The sequence below is a fragment of the Acinetobacter sp. A47 genome, from assembly GCF_000805455.1.
GTDB lineage: Bacteria > Pseudomonadota > Gammaproteobacteria > Pseudomonadales > Moraxellaceae > Acinetobacter.
Genome location: NZ_JSUS01000071.1, coordinates 426,905 through 446,872, shown reverse-complemented (window position 1 = coordinate 446,872; position 19,968 = coordinate 426,905). Strand labels below are relative to the sequence as shown.

At 46.8% G+C, this 19,968-nt stretch carries 16 protein-coding genes and 2 tRNA genes; 10 read left to right on the top strand and 8 right to left on the bottom strand.

Annotation, left to right across the window (positions count from 1 at the left end; genetic code table 11):
* Nucleotides 1-76: 76 nt before the first annotated feature.
* Nucleotides 77-694, bottom strand: a complete 618-nt coding sequence (gene hisH, locus OC23_RS17500) for an imidazole glycerol phosphate synthase subunit HisH (protein ID WP_038346252.1) — start codon at nucleotides 692-694, stop codon at nucleotides 77-79.
* Complete coding sequence (gene hisB / locus OC23_RS17495; RefSeq protein WP_000194096.1) at nucleotides 694-1,287, bottom strand: imidazoleglycerol-phosphate dehydratase HisB; 594 nt, start codon at nucleotides 1,285-1,287, stop codon at nucleotides 694-696. The genes hisH and hisB overlap by 1 nt, the downstream gene beginning before the upstream one ends.
* A 104-nt stretch (nucleotides 1,288-1,391) precedes the next feature.
* On the opposite strand from hisB, the gene OC23_RS17490 reads away from it, so the two are divergent.
* The 4 genes from OC23_RS17490 to OC23_RS17475 all read left to right on the top strand — a co-directional run bounded on the left by OC23_RS17490 (nucleotide 1,392) and on the right by OC23_RS17475 (nucleotide 2,996).
* Nucleotides 1,392-1,769, top strand: coding sequence for a GNAT family N-acetyltransferase (locus OC23_RS17490; protein ID WP_038346251.1), 378 nt, complete (start codon nucleotides 1,392-1,394; stop codon nucleotides 1,767-1,769).
* Between the two features lie 106 nt (nucleotides 1,770-1,875).
* Nucleotides 1,876-1,951: transfer RNA gene (locus OC23_RS17485), tRNA-Phe, on the top strand.
* A gap of 141 nt (nucleotides 1,952-2,092) precedes the next feature.
* A tRNA-Phe gene (locus OC23_RS17480) sits at nucleotides 2,093-2,168 on the top strand.
* 96 nt (nucleotides 2,169-2,264) lie between these two features.
* Nucleotides 2,265-2,996 (top strand): class I SAM-dependent methyltransferase, encoded by a 732-nt coding sequence (locus tag OC23_RS17475; RefSeq protein ID WP_038346250.1) that lies wholly within the window; start codon nucleotides 2,265-2,267, stop codon nucleotides 2,994-2,996.
* A gap of 58 nt (nucleotides 2,997-3,054) precedes the next feature.
* Here the strand turns inward: OC23_RS17475 and OC23_RS17470 are convergent, their stop codons facing one another.
* The 3 genes from OC23_RS17470 to ompR all read right to left on the bottom strand — a co-directional run bounded on the left by OC23_RS17470 (nucleotide 3,055) and on the right by ompR (nucleotide 7,105).
* Entirely contained in the window at nucleotides 3,055-4,569 is a 1,515-nt protein-coding gene (locus OC23_RS17470) for an acetyl-CoA hydrolase/transferase family protein (protein WP_038346249.1), read from the bottom strand.
* Between the two features lie 299 nt (nucleotides 4,570-4,868).
* A complete protein-coding gene (locus OC23_RS17465) occupies nucleotides 4,869-6,323 on the bottom strand; it encodes an ATP-binding protein (RefSeq protein WP_038346248.1) in 1,455 nt (484 codons plus the stop codon).
* Between the two features lie 17 nt (nucleotides 6,324-6,340).
* Nucleotides 6,341-7,105 (bottom strand): two-component system response regulator OmpR, encoded by a 765-nt coding sequence (gene ompR / locus OC23_RS17460; RefSeq protein WP_038346247.1) that lies wholly within the window; start codon nucleotides 7,103-7,105, stop codon nucleotides 6,341-6,343.
* Between the two features lie 418 nt (nucleotides 7,106-7,523).
* Here ompR and OC23_RS17455 point away from each other — a divergent pair, with 418 nt between their 5' ends.
* From OC23_RS17455 to OC23_RS17435, 5 genes are all read left to right on the top strand, one after another.
* The gene (locus tag OC23_RS17455) at nucleotides 7,524-9,878 is read left to right on the top strand and encodes a Tex family protein (RefSeq protein WP_038346246.1); all 2,355 of its coding nucleotides are present in this window, start codon (nucleotides 7,524-7,526) and stop codon (nucleotides 9,876-9,878) included.
* Nucleotides 9,879-10,161: 283 nt separating this feature from the next.
* Nucleotides 10,162-12,351 carry a bifunctional SulP family inorganic anion transporter/carbonic anhydrase gene (locus tag OC23_RS17450; RefSeq protein WP_038346245.1) on the top strand — a complete coding sequence of 730 codons (2,190 nt, stop codon included), beginning with the start codon at nucleotides 10,162-10,164 and terminating at the stop codon, nucleotides 12,349-12,351.
* Nucleotides 12,352-12,574: 223 nt separating this feature from the next.
* Complete coding sequence (locus OC23_RS17445; RefSeq protein WP_038346244.1) at nucleotides 12,575-13,405, top strand: AraC family transcriptional regulator; 831 nt, start codon at nucleotides 12,575-12,577, stop codon at nucleotides 13,403-13,405.
* Between the two features lie 78 nt (nucleotides 13,406-13,483).
* The gene (locus OC23_RS17440; RefSeq protein ID WP_038346243.1) at nucleotides 13,484-14,197 is read left to right on the top strand and encodes an AzlC family ABC transporter permease; all 714 of its coding nucleotides are present in this window, start codon (nucleotides 13,484-13,486) and stop codon (nucleotides 14,195-14,197) included.
* The gene (locus OC23_RS17435; protein ID WP_038346242.1) at nucleotides 14,194-14,511 is read left to right on the top strand and encodes an AzlD domain-containing protein; all 318 of its coding nucleotides are present in this window, start codon (nucleotides 14,194-14,196) and stop codon (nucleotides 14,509-14,511) included. Before OC23_RS17440 ends, OC23_RS17435 begins: the two co-directional genes overlap by 4 nt.
* Before the next feature lie 45 nt (nucleotides 14,512-14,556).
* Here OC23_RS17435 and OC23_RS17430 read toward each other — a convergent pair whose 3' ends face one another.
* Nucleotides 14,557-15,312, bottom strand: coding sequence for an SDR family oxidoreductase (locus tag OC23_RS17430; RefSeq protein WP_038346241.1), 756 nt, complete (start codon nucleotides 15,310-15,312; stop codon nucleotides 14,557-14,559).
* Nucleotides 15,313-15,417: 105 nt separating this feature from the next.
* Between OC23_RS17430 and OC23_RS17425 the strand changes: the two genes are divergently transcribed.
* Nucleotides 15,418-16,302 carry a LysR family transcriptional regulator gene (locus OC23_RS17425; protein ID WP_038346240.1) on the top strand — a complete coding sequence of 295 codons (885 nt, stop codon included), beginning with the start codon at nucleotides 15,418-15,420 and terminating at the stop codon, nucleotides 16,300-16,302.
* 79 nt (nucleotides 16,303-16,381) lie between these two features.
* Here the strand turns inward: OC23_RS17425 and OC23_RS17420 are convergent, their stop codons facing one another.
* Nucleotides 16,382-17,689 (bottom strand): CitMHS family transporter, encoded by a 1,308-nt coding sequence (locus OC23_RS17420; RefSeq protein WP_038346239.1) that lies wholly within the window; start codon nucleotides 17,687-17,689, stop codon nucleotides 16,382-16,384.
* A 431-nt stretch (nucleotides 17,690-18,120) separates the two neighbouring features.
* Nucleotides 18,121-19,413, bottom strand: coding sequence for an MFS transporter (locus tag OC23_RS17415; protein ID WP_038346238.1), 1,293 nt, complete (start codon nucleotides 19,411-19,413; stop codon nucleotides 18,121-18,123).
* Nucleotides 19,414-19,968: the final 555 nt, after the last annotated feature.

Here is a 19,968-nt window from a genome sequence, read left to right as displayed (position 1 = left end):
TCTTCGTCGTTTGAATTATTTTTTATCGGTAATAAAAATCGCCACATGACATGGCGATTTTTTTAAGTCAGGGTAACTAGATGTTCCATTCCACGAAGTTCTTGAGCAGTTGTAAACCTGCCGTATGACTTTTTTCCGGGTGGAACTGGGTTGCAAACAAATTGTCTTTATGAATGGCTGTACAGAAGTTCACGCCATAATCACAGGTCGCTGCAACGATTGCCGAATCGCCTGGCTCAACATAATAGCTATGCACAAAGTAGAAACGTGCATCCTGTTCGATGTTGTTCCACATAGGATGATCCGGATCAAGCTGATGGACCTGATTCCAGCCCATATGCGGGACTTTGAGATTGTCGATTTCCGGGAAATGTTTAACAACCCCATCAAAAATACCGAGTGCAGCGACGCCCCCGTTTTCTTCGGAGCTTTGTAGCAGGGCTTGCATGCCGACACAGATTGCCAGTACCGGTTTGTTAAAGGCAGCCTGACGGACCACTTCATCAATACCTGCTTCACGCATACCTTGCATGCAGTCACGCATGGCGCCTACACCCGGGAAAACAATCTTGTCTGCCTTGGCAACTAGTTTGGGATCATTGGTGACATCTACTGTGGCACCGACATGTTCTAATGCTTTTGCGGCAGAGTGCAGGTTGCCCATGCCATAATCAAGTAACGCAATACGGGTCATTACAGGCTACCTTTGGTTGAGGCAATGGTATTTTCTGCGCGCGGATCAATTTCACAGGCCATACGCAAGGCACGTGCGAGAGCCTTGAACACACTTTCAATCTGGTGATGGCTGTTTTTGCCTTTCAGGTTATCAATATGCAGGGTCATCAATGCATGGTTGACGAAGCCCTGGAAAAATTCCGAGAATAAATCGACATCGAATGTCCCGATGCGGGCGCGGGTAAATGGAATGTCCATAAACAGCCCCGGGCGACCCGACAAATCCACCACGACACGAGACAGTGCTTCGTCCAAAGGTGCATAGAAATGACCATAACGACGCAGGCCCTTTTTATCACCCAGCGCTTGTGCAAAGGCTTGCCCAAGTGTGATTCCGCAGTCTTCCACGGTATGATGATCGTCAATCTCCAGGTCGCCGTCACAATGGATGTCGATATCAAATAGACCATGACGCTTGATTTGATCAATCATATGGTCTAAAAATGGAACTCCAGTGTTGAGTGTGCCCTGACCAGTACCATCGAGATTGAGACGAACCCGAATTTTTGTTTCGTTGGTATTTCTTACCACTTCACTGATACGTTGCGTCATGGACACGTTCCTCAAAAAACGTCAAAAATGATTGAATTAAAAACCAATAGTTTCGCTGTGACGAAAAAGTGACAGCATCATAGTTTGCTCAGGAGGGTTAATCAATGCCTATTACCGTACATGCTTACAGTTCTCTGGAAGATTCAGGGATTCGTACTCAGCTCGAGCGACTTTACGATACCAGCCCAGAGTTTGGTGACGGGCAAGATGCAATGGAACAACTTGAACAAAATCTACAGCAATATACCACAGTTTATACTGCTGAATTTAACACCAAAATTATAGGTGCAATCTGGGCAACAGGACAAGGTGAAAGCCGGGTTCTGGAATATATTGTGGTCCATCCGGCCAATCGTGGCCGTGGTGTGGCAGAACGGCTGGTTGAAGAGGTCTGCCGTATGGAAGAAGCGCAGGGGGTGAAACAGTTTGAGCCGGGTTGTGGTGCCATTCACCGTTGCCTGTCGCATCTGGGGAAAATCTAAAATGCGGATCGGGATGCAGACTTTGCAGCAAAATTAAGCGCTTAAACGAAAAATCTGCAAATATGCTTGACGGGCATGGGCAAACATTGTTTAATACGCCCACTTTGGCGTGATAGCTCAGTTGGTAGAGCAACGGATTGAAAATCCGTGTGTCCCCAGTTCGATCCTGGGTCTCGCCACCATAAATTTGTATTTTCAATCCCTGATCCCATCAGGGATTTTTTTTGGCCTCAAAAAGGGTTGCCTGAAAAATGGGCAATCAAATCAAAAGTGCATGATAATGATTGACTATTCTGTCGAGATACGGCTTAATACACCCCATTGGCGTGATAGCTCAGTTGGTAGAGCAACGGATTGAAAATCCGTGTGTCCCCAGTTCGATCCTGGGTCTCGCCACCATATTCAAAAAGCCTCAAACGAAAGTTTGAGGCTTTTTTTATTGCGCCAATATTTTGTTATATTGAAGCCAAATAGAAAAATGAAGAATAACATCGCATGAAAGATTTATTTTCGGCGCAAAGTGAACTTTATCAACAGGCGCGACCGACTTATCCACAATCGCTCATAGACAGCCTGATTAGGCAGCTCAAAAGTTTTGACTGTGCATGGGACTGTGGGGCGGGATCAGGGCAATTAACCCGGCTGATTGCGCCGTATTTTCAACAGGTGATTGCCACTGACCTGAGTCAGAACCAGCTTGATCAGGCGCCAGCCTTGAGTAATGTCCGCTATGTGCAGCAAGCCGCGGAACAGTGCAGTTTTCCCGATCAGTATTTTGACCTGATTACCGTTGCGCAGGCGATTCACTGGTTTGACTTTGAAAAATTCTATGCAGAAGTGAAACGTACACTCAAAGCAGATGGTGTGATTGCAGTGATTGGTTATGGCCTGTTAACACTTGAGGATGCGTTTTTAAATGATCGGCTGCAACAGCTCTACCATCAGACCCTAAAAGGCTACTGGGACGCAGAGCGACACTATATTGATGAGCATTACCAGACCATCCCGTTTCCTTTTGAAGAGATCGCGATGCCGCAGTTTCAGATTGAACTCGGCTGGACCGGACAGCAGCTCTGGGATTATCTCAATACCTGGTCTGCAGTCAAACATTATCAAGATCACATGCGGGTCAGTGCGCTGGCCGATTTACAGGATATCCTGCTGATCCGGCAGCCGATGCGGGTGACCTTTCCGCTCTTGCTGAGAGTAGGGCGGCAAATCGTTTAAAAGCCTGAAAAACAAAAAAGCATGCCGAAGCATGCTTTGTCATGAAAAGCAGTGACGATTAAGCCGATTTGGCTACCTCGGTACGGGCGAGCATGTGACCGGTTTCTTCAAAGTTGGCATGCCACGACAGGGCCTCACGAAGGAGGTGAGGGGTATGGCCGCCGCGTTCGCAGGCACGGTCAAAATAATCGTTGAGTGCAGCTTGATAAAGCGGATGGACACAGTTGTCGATAATGACACGGGCACGTTCACGTGGTGCCAGACCGCGTAAGTCTGCCAGGCCGACTTCGGTTACCAGAATATCGACATCGTGTTCATTATGGTCGACATGGCTGACCATTGGTACGATTGAAGAAATATCACCGCCTTTGGCAATGGATTTGGTCACGAAGATGGCAAGATGTGCGTTACGGGCAAAGTCACCTGAACCACCGATACCGTTCATCATTTTGGTGCCACAAACATGGGTCGAGTTTACGTTGCCGTAAATGTCGAATTCGAGCGCCGTATTAATCCCGATAATGCCCAGACGACGGACGATTTCAGGATGGTTCGAGATTTCCTGCGGACGTAATACCAGTTTGTCTTTGTATTTTTCCAGATTGCCGAATACACGTTCGCCGCATTTTGCCGATAAGGTAATAGAGCTGCCTGAAGCAAACTTCATTTTGCCAGCATCAATCAATTCAAAGGTACAGTCTTGCAGCACTTCTGAATACATCACCAGATCTTCAAAGTTTGAATCTTTAAGGCCTGTTAAAACGGCATTGGCAATTGAACCGATCCCTGCCTGTAATGGCCCCAGGTTCTTGGCCAGGCGGCCTTCAGCCACTTCTTTTTCAAAGAACTTAATCAGATGGTTGGCAATCCCCTGGGTTTCAGCATCAGGCGGTGTGACGGTCGATGGTGAATCTGCCGTGTCATTGAACACGATACCGACGATCTTGGCCGGATCGATCGGAATTGCGGTTGAGCCGATGCGGTCATCCACTTTGGTCAAGGGTAATGGGGTACGTGTCGGGCGATAGGTCGGGATATAAATATCGTGCAGACCTTCAAAGTTTTCGCTGAGCGAAGTATTGATTTCAACAATCACTTTTTCTGCAAAAATTGCGAAGCTGGCAGAGTTACCGACTGATGTTGTCGGTACGATATGGCCGTCTTCGGTAATTGCAATGGCTTCAATTACTGCAACATCCGGACGTTTCAGCTGCTGGTTACGCATTTGTTCAACCGTTTCGGACAAATGCTGGTCAATAAACATCACTTCGCCGTTGTTAATGGCACGGCGTAAGGTGTTGTCCACCTGGAAGGGCATACGACGCGCCAGTACACCGGCTTCTGTCAATTGTTTGTCTAAGTCATTGCCGAGACTGGCGCCGGTAATTAACGTGATTTTTAACGGGTTTTTCTTGGCCTGTTCAACCAGTGCCTGTGGTACAGCTTTGGCTTCACCTGCACGGGTAAAACCACTCATACCAACCGTCATATCATTTTGAATAAAGCTGGCAGCCTGTTCTGCACTCATCACTTTGTCGTGTAGAGCGGCAAGGCGAATACGACTTAAAGACATCTTCCATTCTCAATTTTGCTTTTCATTGGCTATGGATTTTAGCGCTAAAACATGAAAAGTGAATTGAAATAAGGCTAAGGTCTAATACAGCTGCATACGCTTTATTCACCTGTATTTCGGGGTATTTTTGCAGGCTGGTATAGCTGTTTGAATTTATACGGAAAAAAACCATAAAAAACCATTGCAACCGATTTTTTTGAGTGTACTGAATGGCCAGAAAGTCGCCAGATTTATACCGGTTAAATAGGCGACTTTAGTCGATATCAGCCGCCGCTCGGCTGCTGATGTGGCAAGCTGGTCTAGAAATGTCCAGTAATGGTCTGTTTGATCTTGTGGATCGGGTTGTTTTGCGGTTCAGTCGGGGCTGCCGTCGGGATCGGCAAGGAAATCACCACCTCCAGTCCGCCTTGCTCGCGATTGCGGATACTGATCTGCCCCTGATGAATATCCACGATACGTTTGACAATGGCCAGACCCAGACCGCTGCCCTGAATGGTACGGGCAGAATTACCGCGTACAAAAGGTTGCATCAGTTCTTCCACCTGATCTGGCGGAATCCCCTCACCATGATCGGCTACGGTAATCAGGATATGGTCATCGACATGACTGGCAGACAGTTCAATCGGCTCTGCGCCGTAACGTTTGGCATTGTTGATCAGGTTGGCAATCAGGCGTTTGAGCGACAGGCTGCGTGCTGCAATGACTGGCAGCTCCTGAGCCTCGAACCGGATGTCGAGTGGCTTGAACTGCACCACCAGTTCCTGCAACAGGGTATTGATATTGGTATCGGTCAGTTCCTCATCAGAGCCGTCGCGCATATAGGAAATGAACTGGTTCAGAATCGCATCCATGTCATCGACGTCATAGGTCAGGCCTTCACGAAAGAACTCGTCAGGTAACATTTCAGCGGTGAGGCGGATACGTGTCAGAGGTGTACGCAAATCATGGGAAATACCTGCCAGCATGATCTGACGGTCACGCTCGGTCTGTTCCAGCGTATACACCATGTGGTTAAAGGCCTGATTGACCTGACGGATTTCCAGCGGGCCATGATTGGTATCGAGATAGGGAGCTTTCCCGGTTTTACTATAATTGTTGGCCGCATTCTGCAAGCGACGTAAAGGCCGGTTCATTTGGCGAACCAGTATCAAAATAATGATGGACGAGACAATCGGCACACCAAACAGCCAGCCAGCAATCAGCTCAACACTGTAGTTGGTGTAGGTTTTAAGAGGTTCCCTGACCCAGTTCCCGTTCATTTCAGGGGTCTGAATCCAGATACGCGGAATCGGTTTAAACTTAAAGTAAACCGTTACATCTTTGACACCCAGCTCTTTTGCCAGTTTTTCTTCAATCTGGTTGGTAAATAACTCTGCCAGAAATTTATCTTCCACCCGGGGGAATTCTTTGGGATCGGTAATATATTCAATCCCGATCCGGTTTTTAAGCCAGGTATCCACATCGACTTCATTGTCGCGATGCAGAATACGGATATCCGGATTGTTGACCAGTTCCAGCTCAATTGCCAGATAGCGGGCATGCTGCTGCAATTCGGGAAGATATAGCGTCCGCCAAAAGAACCACAAGGACATGAACAGGCTGAAAAATACCATGAACAGAACCAGAATGGTGGTGCGCATGGCCGCAGAACGTGGTTTGATCTTGTCTAGAAAACGTTCCCATTTGGTTCGGGGCCTTTCGGAATAAGCCGCGAACTCGGTAAATTCTTGTGGATCGATGGGTTCAAGTTTCAAGGTTTAATTTCCCGGGCTTACTCTGCGCCATCTGGAACAAATACATAGCCCACGCCCCATACAGTCTGGATATAGCGTGCACGGGCCGGATTGTCTTCAATCAAACGACGTAAGCGGGAAACCTGTACATCAATTGAGCGCTCCATTGCGCCCCATTCACGGCCACGTGCCAGATTCATCAGCTTGTCACGGGTGAGGGGTTCACGTGGGTGCTGTACCAGTGCTTTCAGGACAGCAAATTCGCCTGTGGTCAGGGTCACCACCTGGCCTTCACGGGTCAGGGTACGTGTCGAGAGATCAAGAGACCACGGGCCAAAGCTGACCACTTCAACCTGCTGGCTTGGTGCTCCCGGTACTTCACGCACCTGACGGCGCAATACCGCACGGATACGGGCCAGCAATTCATTCGGGTTAAACGGTTTTGGCAAATAGTCATCTGCACCGGCTTCCAGACCGGCAATACGGTCAGAATCACTACCACGTGCGGTCAGCATGATAATCGGGGTATCGATACTGGATTGGCGCAAACGACGACAGATACTCAAGCCATCTTCTACAGGAAGCATAAAGTCGAGCACGATTAAAGAGAACAGTTCACGTTGCAGCAAACGATCCATTTGTGTTGCATCATGAGCAGTTTTTACCACGAAACCCTTGTCTTCGAGGAAGCGTTGTAAAAGCGTACGCAAGCGCACATCGTCATCGACCACTAAAATGCGTTCGACCCGGTCTGTCTCATGGTGTACGGTTTCCGTCGATTCAGCAGGTACAACTAAACTCATGATTGTGCTCCTTTATCGTTTATTGTCATCGTCTTTATGCAATGCGAGTGTGAAATATCAATAGACCTTCGAGTATACGATTCATTGCACAGTTTTGGCTATGTTATAAAGCAACAAATATTGCCAATAAAATCAAGAGATAGATACCAAATATATACAGGCAAAAATATGACAATCAATCTATTTATCAATATTTAGCCGGAAAAATCCCGGTATTTTAAAAATATGGCCAGATTTGCATAAAAGTTTGTGCCCCGTAATTTTGAGCAGGCCTGTGCAGCCATATCCTTTGGCAAGGGGGCATGAATAAAATTCATACAGGACTAAAACACAATATTCAAAAAAACAATGGTGGATTTTATAGCCATGAACTTTATAATCAGTGCTTTTAGACTTAACCCTTGTGGAATCAATCACGATGACTGACTTAGTTCAGCAGTTGGCAAATGAACTTGCCGTACGTCCAAACCAAGTAGAAGCTGCTATTCGTTTAATTGATGAAGGTGCTAGCGTTCCTTTTATTGCACGTTACCGTAAAGAAGTCACGCAAGGCTTGGACGATACGCAATTACGTCAGCTCGATACACGTTTAACCTATTTGCGTGATTTATACGAGCGTCGTGAAAAGGTCATTCAATCTTTACAAGAACAAGATAAACTGAGCGAAGACCTGTTGGCACGAGTCAATGCGGCTGAAACCAAAAATGCATTAGAAGAAATTTATGCGCCTTATCGTCCAAAACGTACCAGCAAGTCATTTAAAGCCAAAGAAGCTGGTTTAGGCCCGATTGCTGAAAAAATCATGGCAGAGCAGGTCGATCCGGCAGAAGCACTGGCAGGCTTTAGCCACGCCGATTATCCGGATCTGGAAAGCCAGCTGGATGCGGTTCAGCACATCCTGATTGATGACTGGGCGCAAAATATTGCCCTGACCACCGAGTTAAAGCAGACTTTTGCCAAAACTGCGGTACTCAAGAGTACGGTTGCTTCTGAAGAGAAAAAGGAAGTCGGCAAGAAATTCCGTGATTATTTTGAGTTTTCAGAAAATCTCAATAAAGTGCCTTCCCATCGTTTACTGGCGATGTTACGTGGCCGTCAGGAAAATGTGCTGGGCCTGAAAGTTGATGGTGAAGATGAGGCACCGCTGGCGCGTATCGAGACGGAATATAATCTTGAACAAATTCAACCACAAAGCCGTCAGGATTATTTGAAACAGACAGCCAGACTGTTCTGGCTGGGCAAGGTTCGTCCACAGATTGAACATTCACTATTGACCGATAAGCGTCTTGCTGCTGAAGCAGAAGCCATGGAAGTGTTTGCTGAAAACCTGCGTCATTTATTACTTTCTGCACCAGCCGGCAGCCGTACCACCCTGGGAGTTGACCCGGGTATCCGTACCGGCGTGAAGCTGGCGGTAGTGAGCGAGGCCGGTGATGTGCTGGCGCATAGCACCATTTATCCTTTTGCCCCGAAAGAAGATAAAGAAGGTTCGATTGCCGAGCTGGCCCGTCTTTGCCGAGAGTTCCACGTGGAACTTATTGCGATCGGCAACGGCACGGCAAGCCGTGAAACCGAAGCCGTGGTTGCCGAGATGATGGCAGCCAATACCGATTTGAAACTGACCCGCGTGACTGTCAGTGAAGCAGGGGCATCGGTTTATTCTGCAAGCGAGCTGGCTGCACAGGAACTTCCAGAACTTGATGTATCGATTCGTGGAGCGGTGTCAATTGCCCGCCGTTTACAGGACCCGCTGGCTGAACTGGTCAAGATTGATCCGAAGTCGATCGGGGTGGGTCAGTACCAACATGATGTCAACCAGGCCGGTCTGGCCAAAACACTCGATGCAGTGGTTGAAGACTGTGTGAATGCGGTCGGTGTCGATGTCAATACCGCTTCTCCGGCAATTCTGGCATATATTGCCGGTCTGAATAAGGCGATTGCACAGCAAATTGTGGAATACCGGAAGGAAAATGGACGTTTTGATAACCGTCAGGCCTTGAAGAAAGTTCCTCGTTTAGGTGAGCGTACCTTTGAACAGTCAGCAGGTTTCTTACGTGTTCAAAATGGCTCGGAGCCATTGGATGCTTCTGCGGTTCACCCTGAAAGTTATGGTCTGGTAGAAAAGATTGTGGCAGCCAAGGCGACAACCGTAAAAGATATTATCGGCAATACGGAAATCATCCGCCAAGTGAAGGCAGATGAATTTGTTGATGACAAGTTTGGTTTGCCAACCATTCAGGACGTTTTAGCTGAACTGGAAAAACCGGGCCGTGATCCGCGTCCGGAATTCCGTACGGCCAAGTTCCGTGAAGATATCACTGAAGTGGCGCAACTGACCGAAGGCATGCAGCTTGAAGGTGTGGTGACCAATGTAACCAATTTCGGTGCCTTCGTGGATGTCGGTGTGCATCAGGATGGTCTGGTACATATTTCTGAACTGGCCAATGAATTTGTGTCTGATCCGCATAAAGTGGTGAAACCGGGCCAGATCGTACAGGTTCGTATCATGCAGGTCGATGTAGAGCGTAACCGTGTCAACCTGAGCATGCGTGCAGAAGGTTCTGCGCCAGCGAAAGCTTCACGTCCACAACGTGCACCACAAGAGCGTACTGAACGTTCAGAGCGTAAGCCACAAGGCCAGCGTCCTCCACGTAAAGAAGGTGACTTTAAGCGTCCGCAACAGAACAAGCCAAAAACTGAAAAACCTCAAGAGCAAAAGATTGGTGGTTTAGGTGCCTTGTTATTACAGGCCGGGATTAAAGGGTCTAAATAAATTTATAATTGCTAAAAAACCTCTTTCGGGAGGTTTTTTTATTGCTGTTTTTTTCATTTGCCAGCCGATTTACGGTAGAGCTGATGTCTGCGCAGAAGCAAGATGAGGCGAATCTTAAGATCAACAAAAATAGGCTGAAAACGATAAATAAATATACAACGTTATAACGTAACCAGAATTTAAACCTTGCATTTTGTCCGACAATATTATTCAAGCCTTGAAGTAGGGAAAACGCTTTCAGGCAGTAAAAATTAATTATTTTTTTATTATAAATGGTTACTTCATGACAAGTTTAGCACTGAAAAATAGATTCCATTTAAATGACCTGCTCTCCGGAGTTGTGGTTTTTCTCGTGGCTTTGCCTTTATGTCTCGGGATTGCGTTAGCCTCTGGAGCACCGATTATTTCAGGCATTATTGCCGGAATTGTTGGCGGTATTATTGTCGGGCTGCTGAGTGGCTCGCACATTAGCGTTTCAGGTCCGGCAGCAGGACTGACTGCAGTCATTCTGGTGCAACTGGATCAATTAGGCGGCAATTATGCCGCCTTTTTATTGTGTATTGTCTTTGCCGGGATGCTACAGATTTTATTTGGATTATTTAAATTAGGATTTTTTGCGAATTTTATTCCCAATAATGTGATTCTGGGCTTACTGGCGGCCATTGGCGCAATTCTGATTGTGACCCAGCTCCCTTATTTATTTGGCTTGTCCAACTTCTCTTGGGACCTGTTGTGGACCAGTCCACCGAGTGCCTTGGTTCAGCATTTTGATCTGGGCGCGGCCTTGATTGGTCTGCTCAGTTTATTTCTGATTCTGGCCTGGGATAGCAGCCCCCTTAAAAAGCTGGTCTTACCCTCGGCCCTGATTGCAGTTGTACTGGCTGCAGGTCTCAATTTTATTTTAATCAGTATCGGTTCGCCGTGGGCAGTACAAAGCGATAACCTGATTCAGTTACCCAATATCCTGAAGGCACCTCAGGAGGTACTGGTTTTTCCTGACTTTAGTTATCTGGCCGAGCCATTGATTTACACTGGTGCGGCCACTTTGGCCATCGTAGCCTCCCTGGAAACCTTACTCAATCTGGAAGCAGCAGATAAACTGGATCCACAAAAAAGATCATCTCCACCCAATCGTGAACTATGGGCGCAAGGAGCAGGCAATATCATATCGGGTTTAATTGGTGGGATGCCGGTGACATCGGTGATTGTGCGTAGTTCAGTCAATGCCAATACCGGTGCACGTAGCAAATGTTCCACCATTTTTCATGGCGTCCTCCTGTTGCTGGCAATTTTGTTCTTCGTGCCACTGATGAACATGATTCCATTGTCTGCGCTGGCTGCCATCCTGATTGTGACGGGTTTTAAACTCACGCATCCCAAATTATTCAAACAGTTATATCAAAAAGGCTGGAAGCAGTTCTTGCCGTTTATTATTACGCTGGTTGCAATTTTACTGACAGATCTGTTGACGGGCATCGTGATCGGCTTGCTGACCAGTAGTGGATTTATTCTGTATGGTAATTTTAATAAAGGCGTGCGGGTCTATAAAGAGAAGCATTTGCATGGCATCGTGACCCGGATTGAACTGCCTTCACAAGTGACCTTTCTGAACCGTTCTGCATTGATTTCAGCCTTGGAGCATGTGCATAAGCACCAGCAGCTGATTATTGATGCAACCCAGTGTGATTCGATTGATCCCGATATTTATCAAGTGATTCAGGACTACCAAAATGAAACTGCCAGTAAGCGTCAGATCGACCTAAAACTGATCGGATTTAAGCAACATTATCAGGATGTCGATGAAGCCGCGCTGGATATTTATATCAGTACCCGGGAACTGCAACGCAAACTCAGCCCGCAACAGGTCATCACCTTGCTCAAAGAAGGCAATGAGCGGTTTGTCAAAAATGAACGTCTGCAACGGGATGTTTATCGCCAGATCCGGGTCACTGCAGATGAAGGACAACACCCGATTGCCGCGGTATTGGGCTGTATGGATTCGCGTGCACCGACCGAGATGATCTTTGATGTCGGGATTGGCGATTTATTCAGTTTAAGGATTGCAGGAAATATTGCGGGGCAGAAAGTACTGGGTTCGCTTGAGTTTGCCTGTCAGGCCAAAGGTTCCAAGGTGATTCTGGTGTTGGGACATACCGATTGTGGTGCGGTTAGCAGTGCCTGCCAGTTACGTTTACAGCAGAAACGGGTTTCTGATGTGCAAGAGATGCCGCATATCCAGTATGTACTGGGGCCGTTGATGCATTCAGTCGATAGTGTCTATGACATTATGCAACCGCGTGATTTAAGTCAGGCTTTTATCAATCAGGTCACGGCAATGAATGTGCATTACAATATTCAATACATTACCGCGCATAGTCCGGTATTGAAAGACCTGCTGGACCGAGGCGAAATTGCAATAGTCGGGGCAATTTATGATGTGAAGACCGGACAGGTCGAGTTTCTGGATCGTTGATGCTTCATCTAAAAAGCGCCTGTTGTCAGGCGCTTTTTCATTGTTGCCCTGATCAATCGATGGCATATACCGGATAAGGTGTTTATTTGCTGAAAAGCAGAATAAACCCTGACCTAAGGCTGTCATGGGCGTAGAATAGCCGGTATAAACAGCAATTTTATTCTATAAATTGGATGCAATCACGCTAACCTGACATGATGCAAAAAATTCAAAGGAGGTCGTGATGTCACGTAGACCTCGCGAACAAGTCGATTACTTACACCTGCAAGAACTGGGTGGACTGGAAATGCTGAAAGCGAGTTACTATCAGCAGGAGTTTTCACGACATGTTCATGAAGGTTTTTGCATCGGTGTCATTGAAGAAGGGGCACAGCGCTTTTATCGTACCGGTGGCAATCATGTGGCACCCCAAGGTGATATCATTCTGGTCAATGCCGATGAAGTGCATACCGGTTCTTCGGCGGTAGATACCGGCTGGCGCTATCGTGCGATCTATCCAACTCCGGAAGTATTCTATGAACTCACCCGGGATGTGACCACGGTACATGGTACTGCGCCGTGGTTCAGGGAGGCGGTATTGCATGATGAAGGTCTGGCCCAGCAATTCCGCCTCTTGTTTGATTTACTGGAACAGCCGAACAATACCCTGTTAAAACAGACCTTGTTCCTGTCAACGATTGCATGGCTGGTATCCAAATACAGTCAGGTCAAACCGCAGGTGGCTGACCTGAGCAATGCCAAACAGCGAATCCTTAATATTAAAGAACTGATGGCAACGATGCCTGAGCAAGAGTTTTCCTTGGCCGAGCTGGCAGAAATGGCCAATCTGAGCCAGTGGCATTTTTTGAGACAATTTAAAAAACATGTCGGGTTGTCACCGCATGCATGGCTGGTACAGGCACGGTTGCAGAAATCGCAAAAACTGTTAAGACAAGGCCTCAACCTGTCGGAAGTGTCACAGCAGTGCGGTTTTTCAGACCAGAGCCATTTTAGCCGTCATTTCCGCCAGACCTTTGGCATTACACCCGGCGGATATATTGCCTGTCTCAAATAAAACAGCAATTTTATACAATTTTGTTTGAGCTGTTTTTGGCATAGTCTGCTTTATCTTTGATGAAAAATTGTGAAGTTGATGTTTAGTGAAACCAGCATTGAGGAGCGTTCAACGAACGCATCTCAGGCATTCTTAAATGGTGTAATCAAGATATTGCCTTTATGTCTTGCCGTCCTGCCGTGGGGGCTGCTGGCAGGTTCCATGGCGATTCAGGCCGGACTGACCAGCTTGCAGGCGATTGCCATGTCGGCACTGGTTTTTGCCGGTGCAGCGCAGTTAATGACACTGGGGCTGGTGATGGCAGGCACGCCTGCTTTAACCATCATCATTTCAGTGTTTTTAATCACCACCCAGCATTATTTGTATGCCTTATACTTACGTGACGATATTTCCAGACAGCCATTGAAGCATCGCTTAATGCTGGGTTTTCTACTGACCGATGAGCTGTTTGCAGTCAGCATTAAAAAACAGCAGCATTATATTTATTACCTGCTGGGTGCTGGCAGCTGTTTTTATCTGTGCTGGGTTGTGTTTAGCATTTGTGGTGTTGTGCTTGCCTCATCGGTGCCCAATCTGGATCAGTATCATCTCGATTTCTCTATTGTTGCGACCTTTATCGCCATCGTGATTCCCTTTATCAAGAACCTGAATACACTGGTCGGTGTGCTGGTCTCTGTCATGCTGACCGTCATTTTCCTGAGTCTGGGCATTAAAAGTGCTGCCATTCTGGCGGGAGTGATTGGCATGTTAACTGCGACCTGTTTGCAGAACTTGCGGGAGCGTGCGGCATGAGCTGGTTTTTGCTGGTTATTCTGGCCATCGTGGTGTTCATGAATCGTTATATGCTGCTGGAACCGAATATTCCATTACGCTTGCCGAAATGGTTCCAGCAATCCTTGCAGTATTCTGCGCCGTGTTTATTGAGCGCAATTGCCACGCCGATTGTATTTATGGATGAGCAGGGGGCTTTCCGTAGTACCTTGCTCAATCCTTATTTTCTGGCGACGCTACTGACCATCGTGATTGCCTACAAGGTCAAGCATACCTTGCTGACCATTGTGCTGAGTCTGGCCTGTTTTTATGGCTTGGTGTTCTGGTTGCATTAAAAGCTTGGGCTGTTCAATAAAATGCCCAAGCCTTTGGTTTTGCAACTAACGGGTGGTATAACCGCCATTGGCGAAAATGGTCTGTCCTGTAATCCACCAGCCATCGGTCACCAGAAAGCGCACCAGTGCTTCAATATCTTCAATCTTGGTCAGTCCACCTAAGGCGGAAGCAGATTGATGGTAGGCCACGGCCTCTGGTGCTTCCTGAGCATAGAAAAATGGTGTATCCATCGGGCCCGGCGCAACTGCAGTCACTGAAATGCCACGTTCACCAAACTCCTTGGAGGCGGCACGCGTGTAATGTTCCACCGGTGCTTTCAAACCTTCATAGGTGGAATAGAGACCGGTATAGGCCGCCAGCAAGCTGGTCACAATGCTACAGATTTTTCCGTGTGGATTGAGATGACGGCCTGCAGACTGAATGAAGAAATAGGCAATCTTGTTATTGATATCATTCATCCCGTCAAATTCCTGTTCAGTCGTCTCCAGATACGGTTTTTTCAGTACGCGACCGACGGTATTGATGGCAATATCAACGCCACCAAATTCTGCTTTGGCTTGCACAAACAGCGCTTCAATATTCCGGATATCCGTTAAATCGGCCTGTATCAGAACCGCTTTGGCCCCGAAGGCCTGTACCGCTTTTAAGGTTTCTTCGGCATCTGCCTGTGTGGCTGTACTATTGTAGTGGATGAGCAAGTTGGCACCCTGTTCGGCAAACTTGCGGGCAATCAGGCCGCCCAGATTTTTGGCGCCACCTGTAATCAATACGGTTTTTCCTTGTAGATCATGTTGAGACATCTCTATTTCCTCATTGTTATGTATGAAAACCATGCTAGTTGAATTTATTTGTTTGAAATAGTTGTTAGTATTGAACTGATTGTGCAATAAAGTTGAATAATAAAAATGGACAAGATCGAGCGTTTAAAAATTTTTTGTCTGGTGGCAGAGAAGCAATCTTTTGCACAAGCTGCACTGCAACTGGGTTTGCCACGTTCCAATGTAAGCTATGCCATACAGGCACTTGAAAAAGAATATGAAGTACTGCTGTTCTATCGCACCACTCGTAAAGTTGCTTTAACCCATGAGGGAAGCATGTTTTATCAGGAAGCCATGCGTCTGGTAACACAGCTCAAGGAACTGAACCGCTTTAAGCCGCAGCTGCGTCGTCAGGAGGGCAAGATCAGCATTGGTATGCCGAAACGCTTGGCCACTCAGCTGTTGATTCCGCATTTAGCTTCTTTTTATCAGCGTTATCCTAGGGTTAAGGTACTGGTCAACAGCAATGATGATTTTTCCAACCTGATTGAACAGCAACTCGATTGTGTGCTGCGGGTGGGACAGATACAGGATCAATATCTGCTGATCAGGCCTATCACACAAACCCATATCTGGACACTGGCAGCACCTGCTTATCTAGCCGAATTTGGTGAACCTAAAAGCTTTGAGGAGCTTCAGCAGCATTATGTGGTGGATTATCACGTTGGCAGGCACTATCGTGAATACAGTGACTTGCTGTTTCGCGACCAGCAGGTCAAGCTACCGTATCGGTTACTGGTTGAAGATACCGAAGCCTATCTTCAGGCTGGTCTGGCAGGCTGCGGAATGATTCAGATTCCTGAATTTGATGCGGCGCCGTATGTACAGCAAGGACGGTTAAAGCGTGTATTTGTCGGGGTTCCAGACTTGCAATTACCGGTCAATCTTTTATTGACGGATCGCCAGTATCGTCCTCAATATTTTCAGGATTTTATTGATTGGTTAGAGGAATTATTAAAGCAGCAGCTCTAGGCATTGTTCTGCTCACGATAAAAATTTATAAGACATAAAAAAAGCATACCTGAGTATGCTCTTTTTATTTTGGCAAAGATTAATAAAGACCGAGCAAGAAACCAACACCTAAGGTGAAGAAACTAAATAGCCAGATCCAGCCAAATGAATAACGTAAGTGACGTCCCATGTCTGTACCTGCAAGCCCCATGGCCAGCCATGTTGCTGGTGAAAATGGGCTAACGAAGGTACCGGCGTTATTGCCAATTGCCATGGCATAAACCACCGAGTCTGCGGTCACGCCAGCTGTGGAGGTCACCTCATGCACAATCGGCAGCAAGGCAAAATAATAGGCATCGGTACTGGTAAACAGGTCCATCGGAACCCCCAGCATCCCGACCAGAATATGCAGGCTACCGACCCAGGTACTCGGTAAAATATGAATCAGATCCAGAGCGATAGATTTCAACATGCCCGATTCGGAGAGAATGCCCAGAAAAGCGCCGGCAGCAAAAATAATCGCAACCATGCTTAGGGCCTGTGGGGCATGACGGCTGATCACGGCCATTTGCTCTCTCGGTTTCGGGAAGTTCAGCAGTAATACCAGCGATAAGGCAATCATAAAGACATAGGGTGCCGAGAACAGGCCAAATGCCAGACAGATGACAGCAACCACCACCAGACCGATGTTAAACCAGAATTTTTGCGGTTTGACCTGTTCTTGTAGATCTTCAGCCATATCTGCTGCCATGCAGTCTTGTTCAAAAGGTGTGGTGCCGAGGGCCTGTGCTGCCAGAATACGTTTTTTTTCACGCAATCCCATCAATACGGCAAAGCCCATCATTCCAAGGATACCCATTACCTGCACAGGAATCAGGCTACGCCACAGTTCTGCAGCTTCAATGCCGGTCACAGCTGAAGCACGGCCTAATGGGCCACCCCATGGCACCATGTTCATCACCCCCATACTGCCGGCCATGAGCAGTAGCATCAGGTAGGGACTCATCCCCAGTTTACGGTACAGTGGAAGTAATGCGGGAATAATAATCAGAAAAGTAGCGGCCCCCGAACCATCCAGATGGACAATCGCTGCAATGAGTGTGGTCATTACAGCAACAATGACAACATTACCGCGTGTCATACGCACCATGCTTCGGATCATCGGATCAAAGACATGCAACTCTTTTAAAATACTAAAAAACAAAATGGCAAATAAAAACATGGTGGCCACTTTGCTGACTTTTAATAGCCCGGCCTCAAAGAAGCCTGAAATCTCGCCAATAGAAAAGCCTGCAATTAAAGCGCCAATCAGTGGGACAACTGACATCGCTACAATGGGACTGGTTTTACCAGACATGAGTAGCACGACAATCGTCACAATAATTAGAATACCTATCAGCGTAAGCATTATTTACTCCCTTAAGTTGTAACTTCTTGCCATAAAAAAATGTTAAAAATACATCAAAAATAAAAAAATCAAGCGCTGACCATTATGCATAAAAACTTAATTTAAAATTAAAATAAAGAAGAAAAATTAAACGGAACGATGAATAAATAGGCGAAATAGGACATTTTTATTCAGTAAAAGTTGCCAATGAAAGGATATTTTTGTTGAAAAGTAGATCAAAAAGTATCGGGTTGGGCAGGTATAGCAGAGCGGACAGATCAGGACCATCAGGGCAGTCGTGCCTTTACCGGCTGCTTGATGAATCTGGTGCTTGCAATCTTAAAGGGCTTTGCTCCAGAGGCCGGAGTGAAAACCTGATGTGTAATAAATACATCATAAAAAACCACTTTTGCCTGAACAAAAGTGGTTTTGCTGGTTAAGTTTGAATGTATTTAGTGATCATGTTCCAGATATTCAGGCTTTTTCGGTAAGGCCCAGCTACAGAAGAAACAGATCATCAGCATGATAATCACATAAATAAAGAAGATATTTTCAATACCGGCATCTTTAAATAGCAACGCCACCGAAGGGGCTGAACCACCAAACAAGGCATTACCGACGGCATAAGAGAAACCGACACCTAAGGCACGCACATGTGGAGGGAACATTTCGGCTTTGACCAGACCACTGATCGAGGTGTAGAAGCTTAGCAGCATCATCAGGAAAATCAGTAACAGGGTAATAATGACAGGCGAGTCGGCAAAATTACGCATGCCTGTGACCATCACCGGATAGATAAAGATGGCACTGAGCAAACTGAAAGCCAGCATGGATGCACGACGGCCAATCCGGTCTGAAAGCATGCCAAAGAATGGCTGGGCCAGCATAAATACAAATAGCGCAGTGGTCATGATGAAACCGACGGTCTTGCCATCCATACCGATGTTGGTCAGGTAAGTCTTAGAATAGACGGTCACTACATAGAAGGTCAGTGAACCTGCCGAAGTATAGCCCACCACCAGCAAGAAGGTTTTCCAGTGCTGTTTCAGCAGGGCAACCAGACTACCGGATTCTTCACGTTTAGCATCTTCATGTGACAAGGTTTCTTCCAGACGGCTACGTGCGGCTAAAGACAGCAAAGCGGCAATACCCCCAATCACAAAGGGGATACGCCAGCCACCATCATTCAGTTGCTGTTCACTCATAAAGCCGAGCAGGATCACCCCGAGCAAGCTGGCGAGTAGCTGACCGCCGGACAAGGTGACATATTGAAATGAGGCAAAGAAACCGCGTTGGCCTTTCAGCCCCAGTTCACTCATATAGGTTGCAACGGCACCATATTCACCACCGACCGAAAGGCCCTGTAGCAAGCGAACCATCAGCAGCAGAAACGGAGCCCACATCCCGACCTGATCATAGGTCGGCAGGGCTGCAAATAGGAATGAACTCAGTGCCATCAGGCAAATTGAAATTACCATGGACTGTTTACGGCCATGACGGTCAGCAATGCGGCCAAATAACCAGCTACCGATTGGTCGCATAAAGAAGCTGGCTGCAAACACCCCCCACACATAAATCGCCTTGGTGGTCGGTTCCATATCCGGAGCCGTTAATGCATGCGTAAAATAAGCCGCAAAGACGGCATAAATATAGAAATCAAACCATTCAACCAGGTTCCCTGATGCCGCACCCACAATACCCTTAATGCGGCTTTTTCTTTCTTCCTTGCTATATATTTGACTCATATACGTTCCTTTTCAACCAAGCAAGATTCTGTAACTGAATCTTTACAGAATGTTATATACCGCTAAAGAAGCATGAAAATGACACTATTTTGTATGCTTTTTATAAATACCTTTTGAGTGTCCTGCTGGAAACGGGTTTTGAAGCTAAGCCATTGACAGATATAGAGTGTCAGAATAGTCAACGTACAGCTTTTAATCTTTTGAAAAGCAAGTGATTGGGTAGGGAACTTCGACAGTTGAGCTGAAAAGGAGCACGGCTGTAATGTAAACAGATTGTAAGCAAGTGCAGAACAGCATTTTTATTTTTATCACGACTGGCAAGCTCAAGCGCCGTTTACACTCACCCGGCGTCAAGCTGTTGTGATCGTTGCGCAGGGTATCCGATTAACCATCCACAGACCCATGCGGTGAATAAAACAGCAAAGCTGTGGATAAGTCTGTTCTTATACACATGCTGCATTGTAGAGAAAGAGTGGCTTATACCCGGGCATTTAGAAATGGCATGGCTGTTATCAGGAGAGTCCAGATCGCCATGCAGACATTTGCCTGAACCAC

Bases quoted from the DNA above. Each gene is read 5' to 3' on its own strand.
- hisH (WP_038346252.1), bottom strand. From the start codon at position 694: ATGACCCGTATTGCGTTACTTGATTATGGCATGGGCAACCTGCACTCT.
- hisB (WP_000194096.1), bottom strand. From the start codon at position 1,287: ATGACGCAACGTATCAGTGAAGTGGTAAGAAATACCAACGAAACAAAA.
- OC23_RS17490 (WP_038346251.1), top strand. From the start codon at position 1,392: ATGCCTATTACCGTACATGCTTACAGTTCTCTGGAAGATTCAGGGATT.
- OC23_RS17475 (WP_038346250.1), top strand. From the start codon at position 2,265: ATGAAAGATTTATTTTCGGCGCAAAGTGAACTTTATCAACAGGCGCGA.
- OC23_RS17470 (WP_038346249.1), bottom strand. From the start codon at position 4,569: ATGTCTTTAAGTCGTATTCGCCTTGCCGCTCTACACGACAAAGTGATG.
- ompR (WP_038346247.1), bottom strand. From the start codon at position 7,105: ATGAGTTTAGTTGTACCTGCTGAATCGACGGAAACCGTACACCATGAG.
- OC23_RS17455 (WP_038346246.1), top strand. From the start codon at position 7,524: ATGACTGACTTAGTTCAGCAGTTGGCAAATGAACTTGCCGTACGTCCA.
- OC23_RS17450 (WP_038346245.1), top strand. From the start codon at position 10,162: ATGACAAGTTTAGCACTGAAAAATAGATTCCATTTAAATGACCTGCTC.
- OC23_RS17445 (WP_038346244.1), top strand. From the start codon at position 12,575: ATGTCACGTAGACCTCGCGAACAAGTCGATTACTTACACCTGCAAGAA.
- OC23_RS17440 (WP_038346243.1), top strand. From the start codon at position 13,484: ATGTTTAGTGAAACCAGCATTGAGGAGCGTTCAACGAACGCATCTCAG.
- OC23_RS17435 (WP_038346242.1), top strand. From the start codon at position 14,194: ATGAGCTGGTTTTTGCTGGTTATTCTGGCCATCGTGGTGTTCATGAAT.
- OC23_RS17430 (WP_038346241.1), bottom strand. From the start codon at position 15,312: ATGTCTCAACATGATCTACAAGGAAAAACCGTATTGATTACAGGTGGC.
- OC23_RS17425 (WP_038346240.1), top strand. From the start codon at position 15,418: ATGGACAAGATCGAGCGTTTAAAAATTTTTTGTCTGGTGGCAGAGAAG.
- OC23_RS17420 (WP_038346239.1), bottom strand. From the start codon at position 17,689: ATGCTTACGCTGATAGGTATTCTAATTATTGTGACGATTGTCGTGCTA.
- OC23_RS17415 (WP_038346238.1), bottom strand. From the start codon at position 19,413: ATGAGTCAAATATATAGCAAGGAAGAAAGAAAAAGCCGCATTAAGGGT.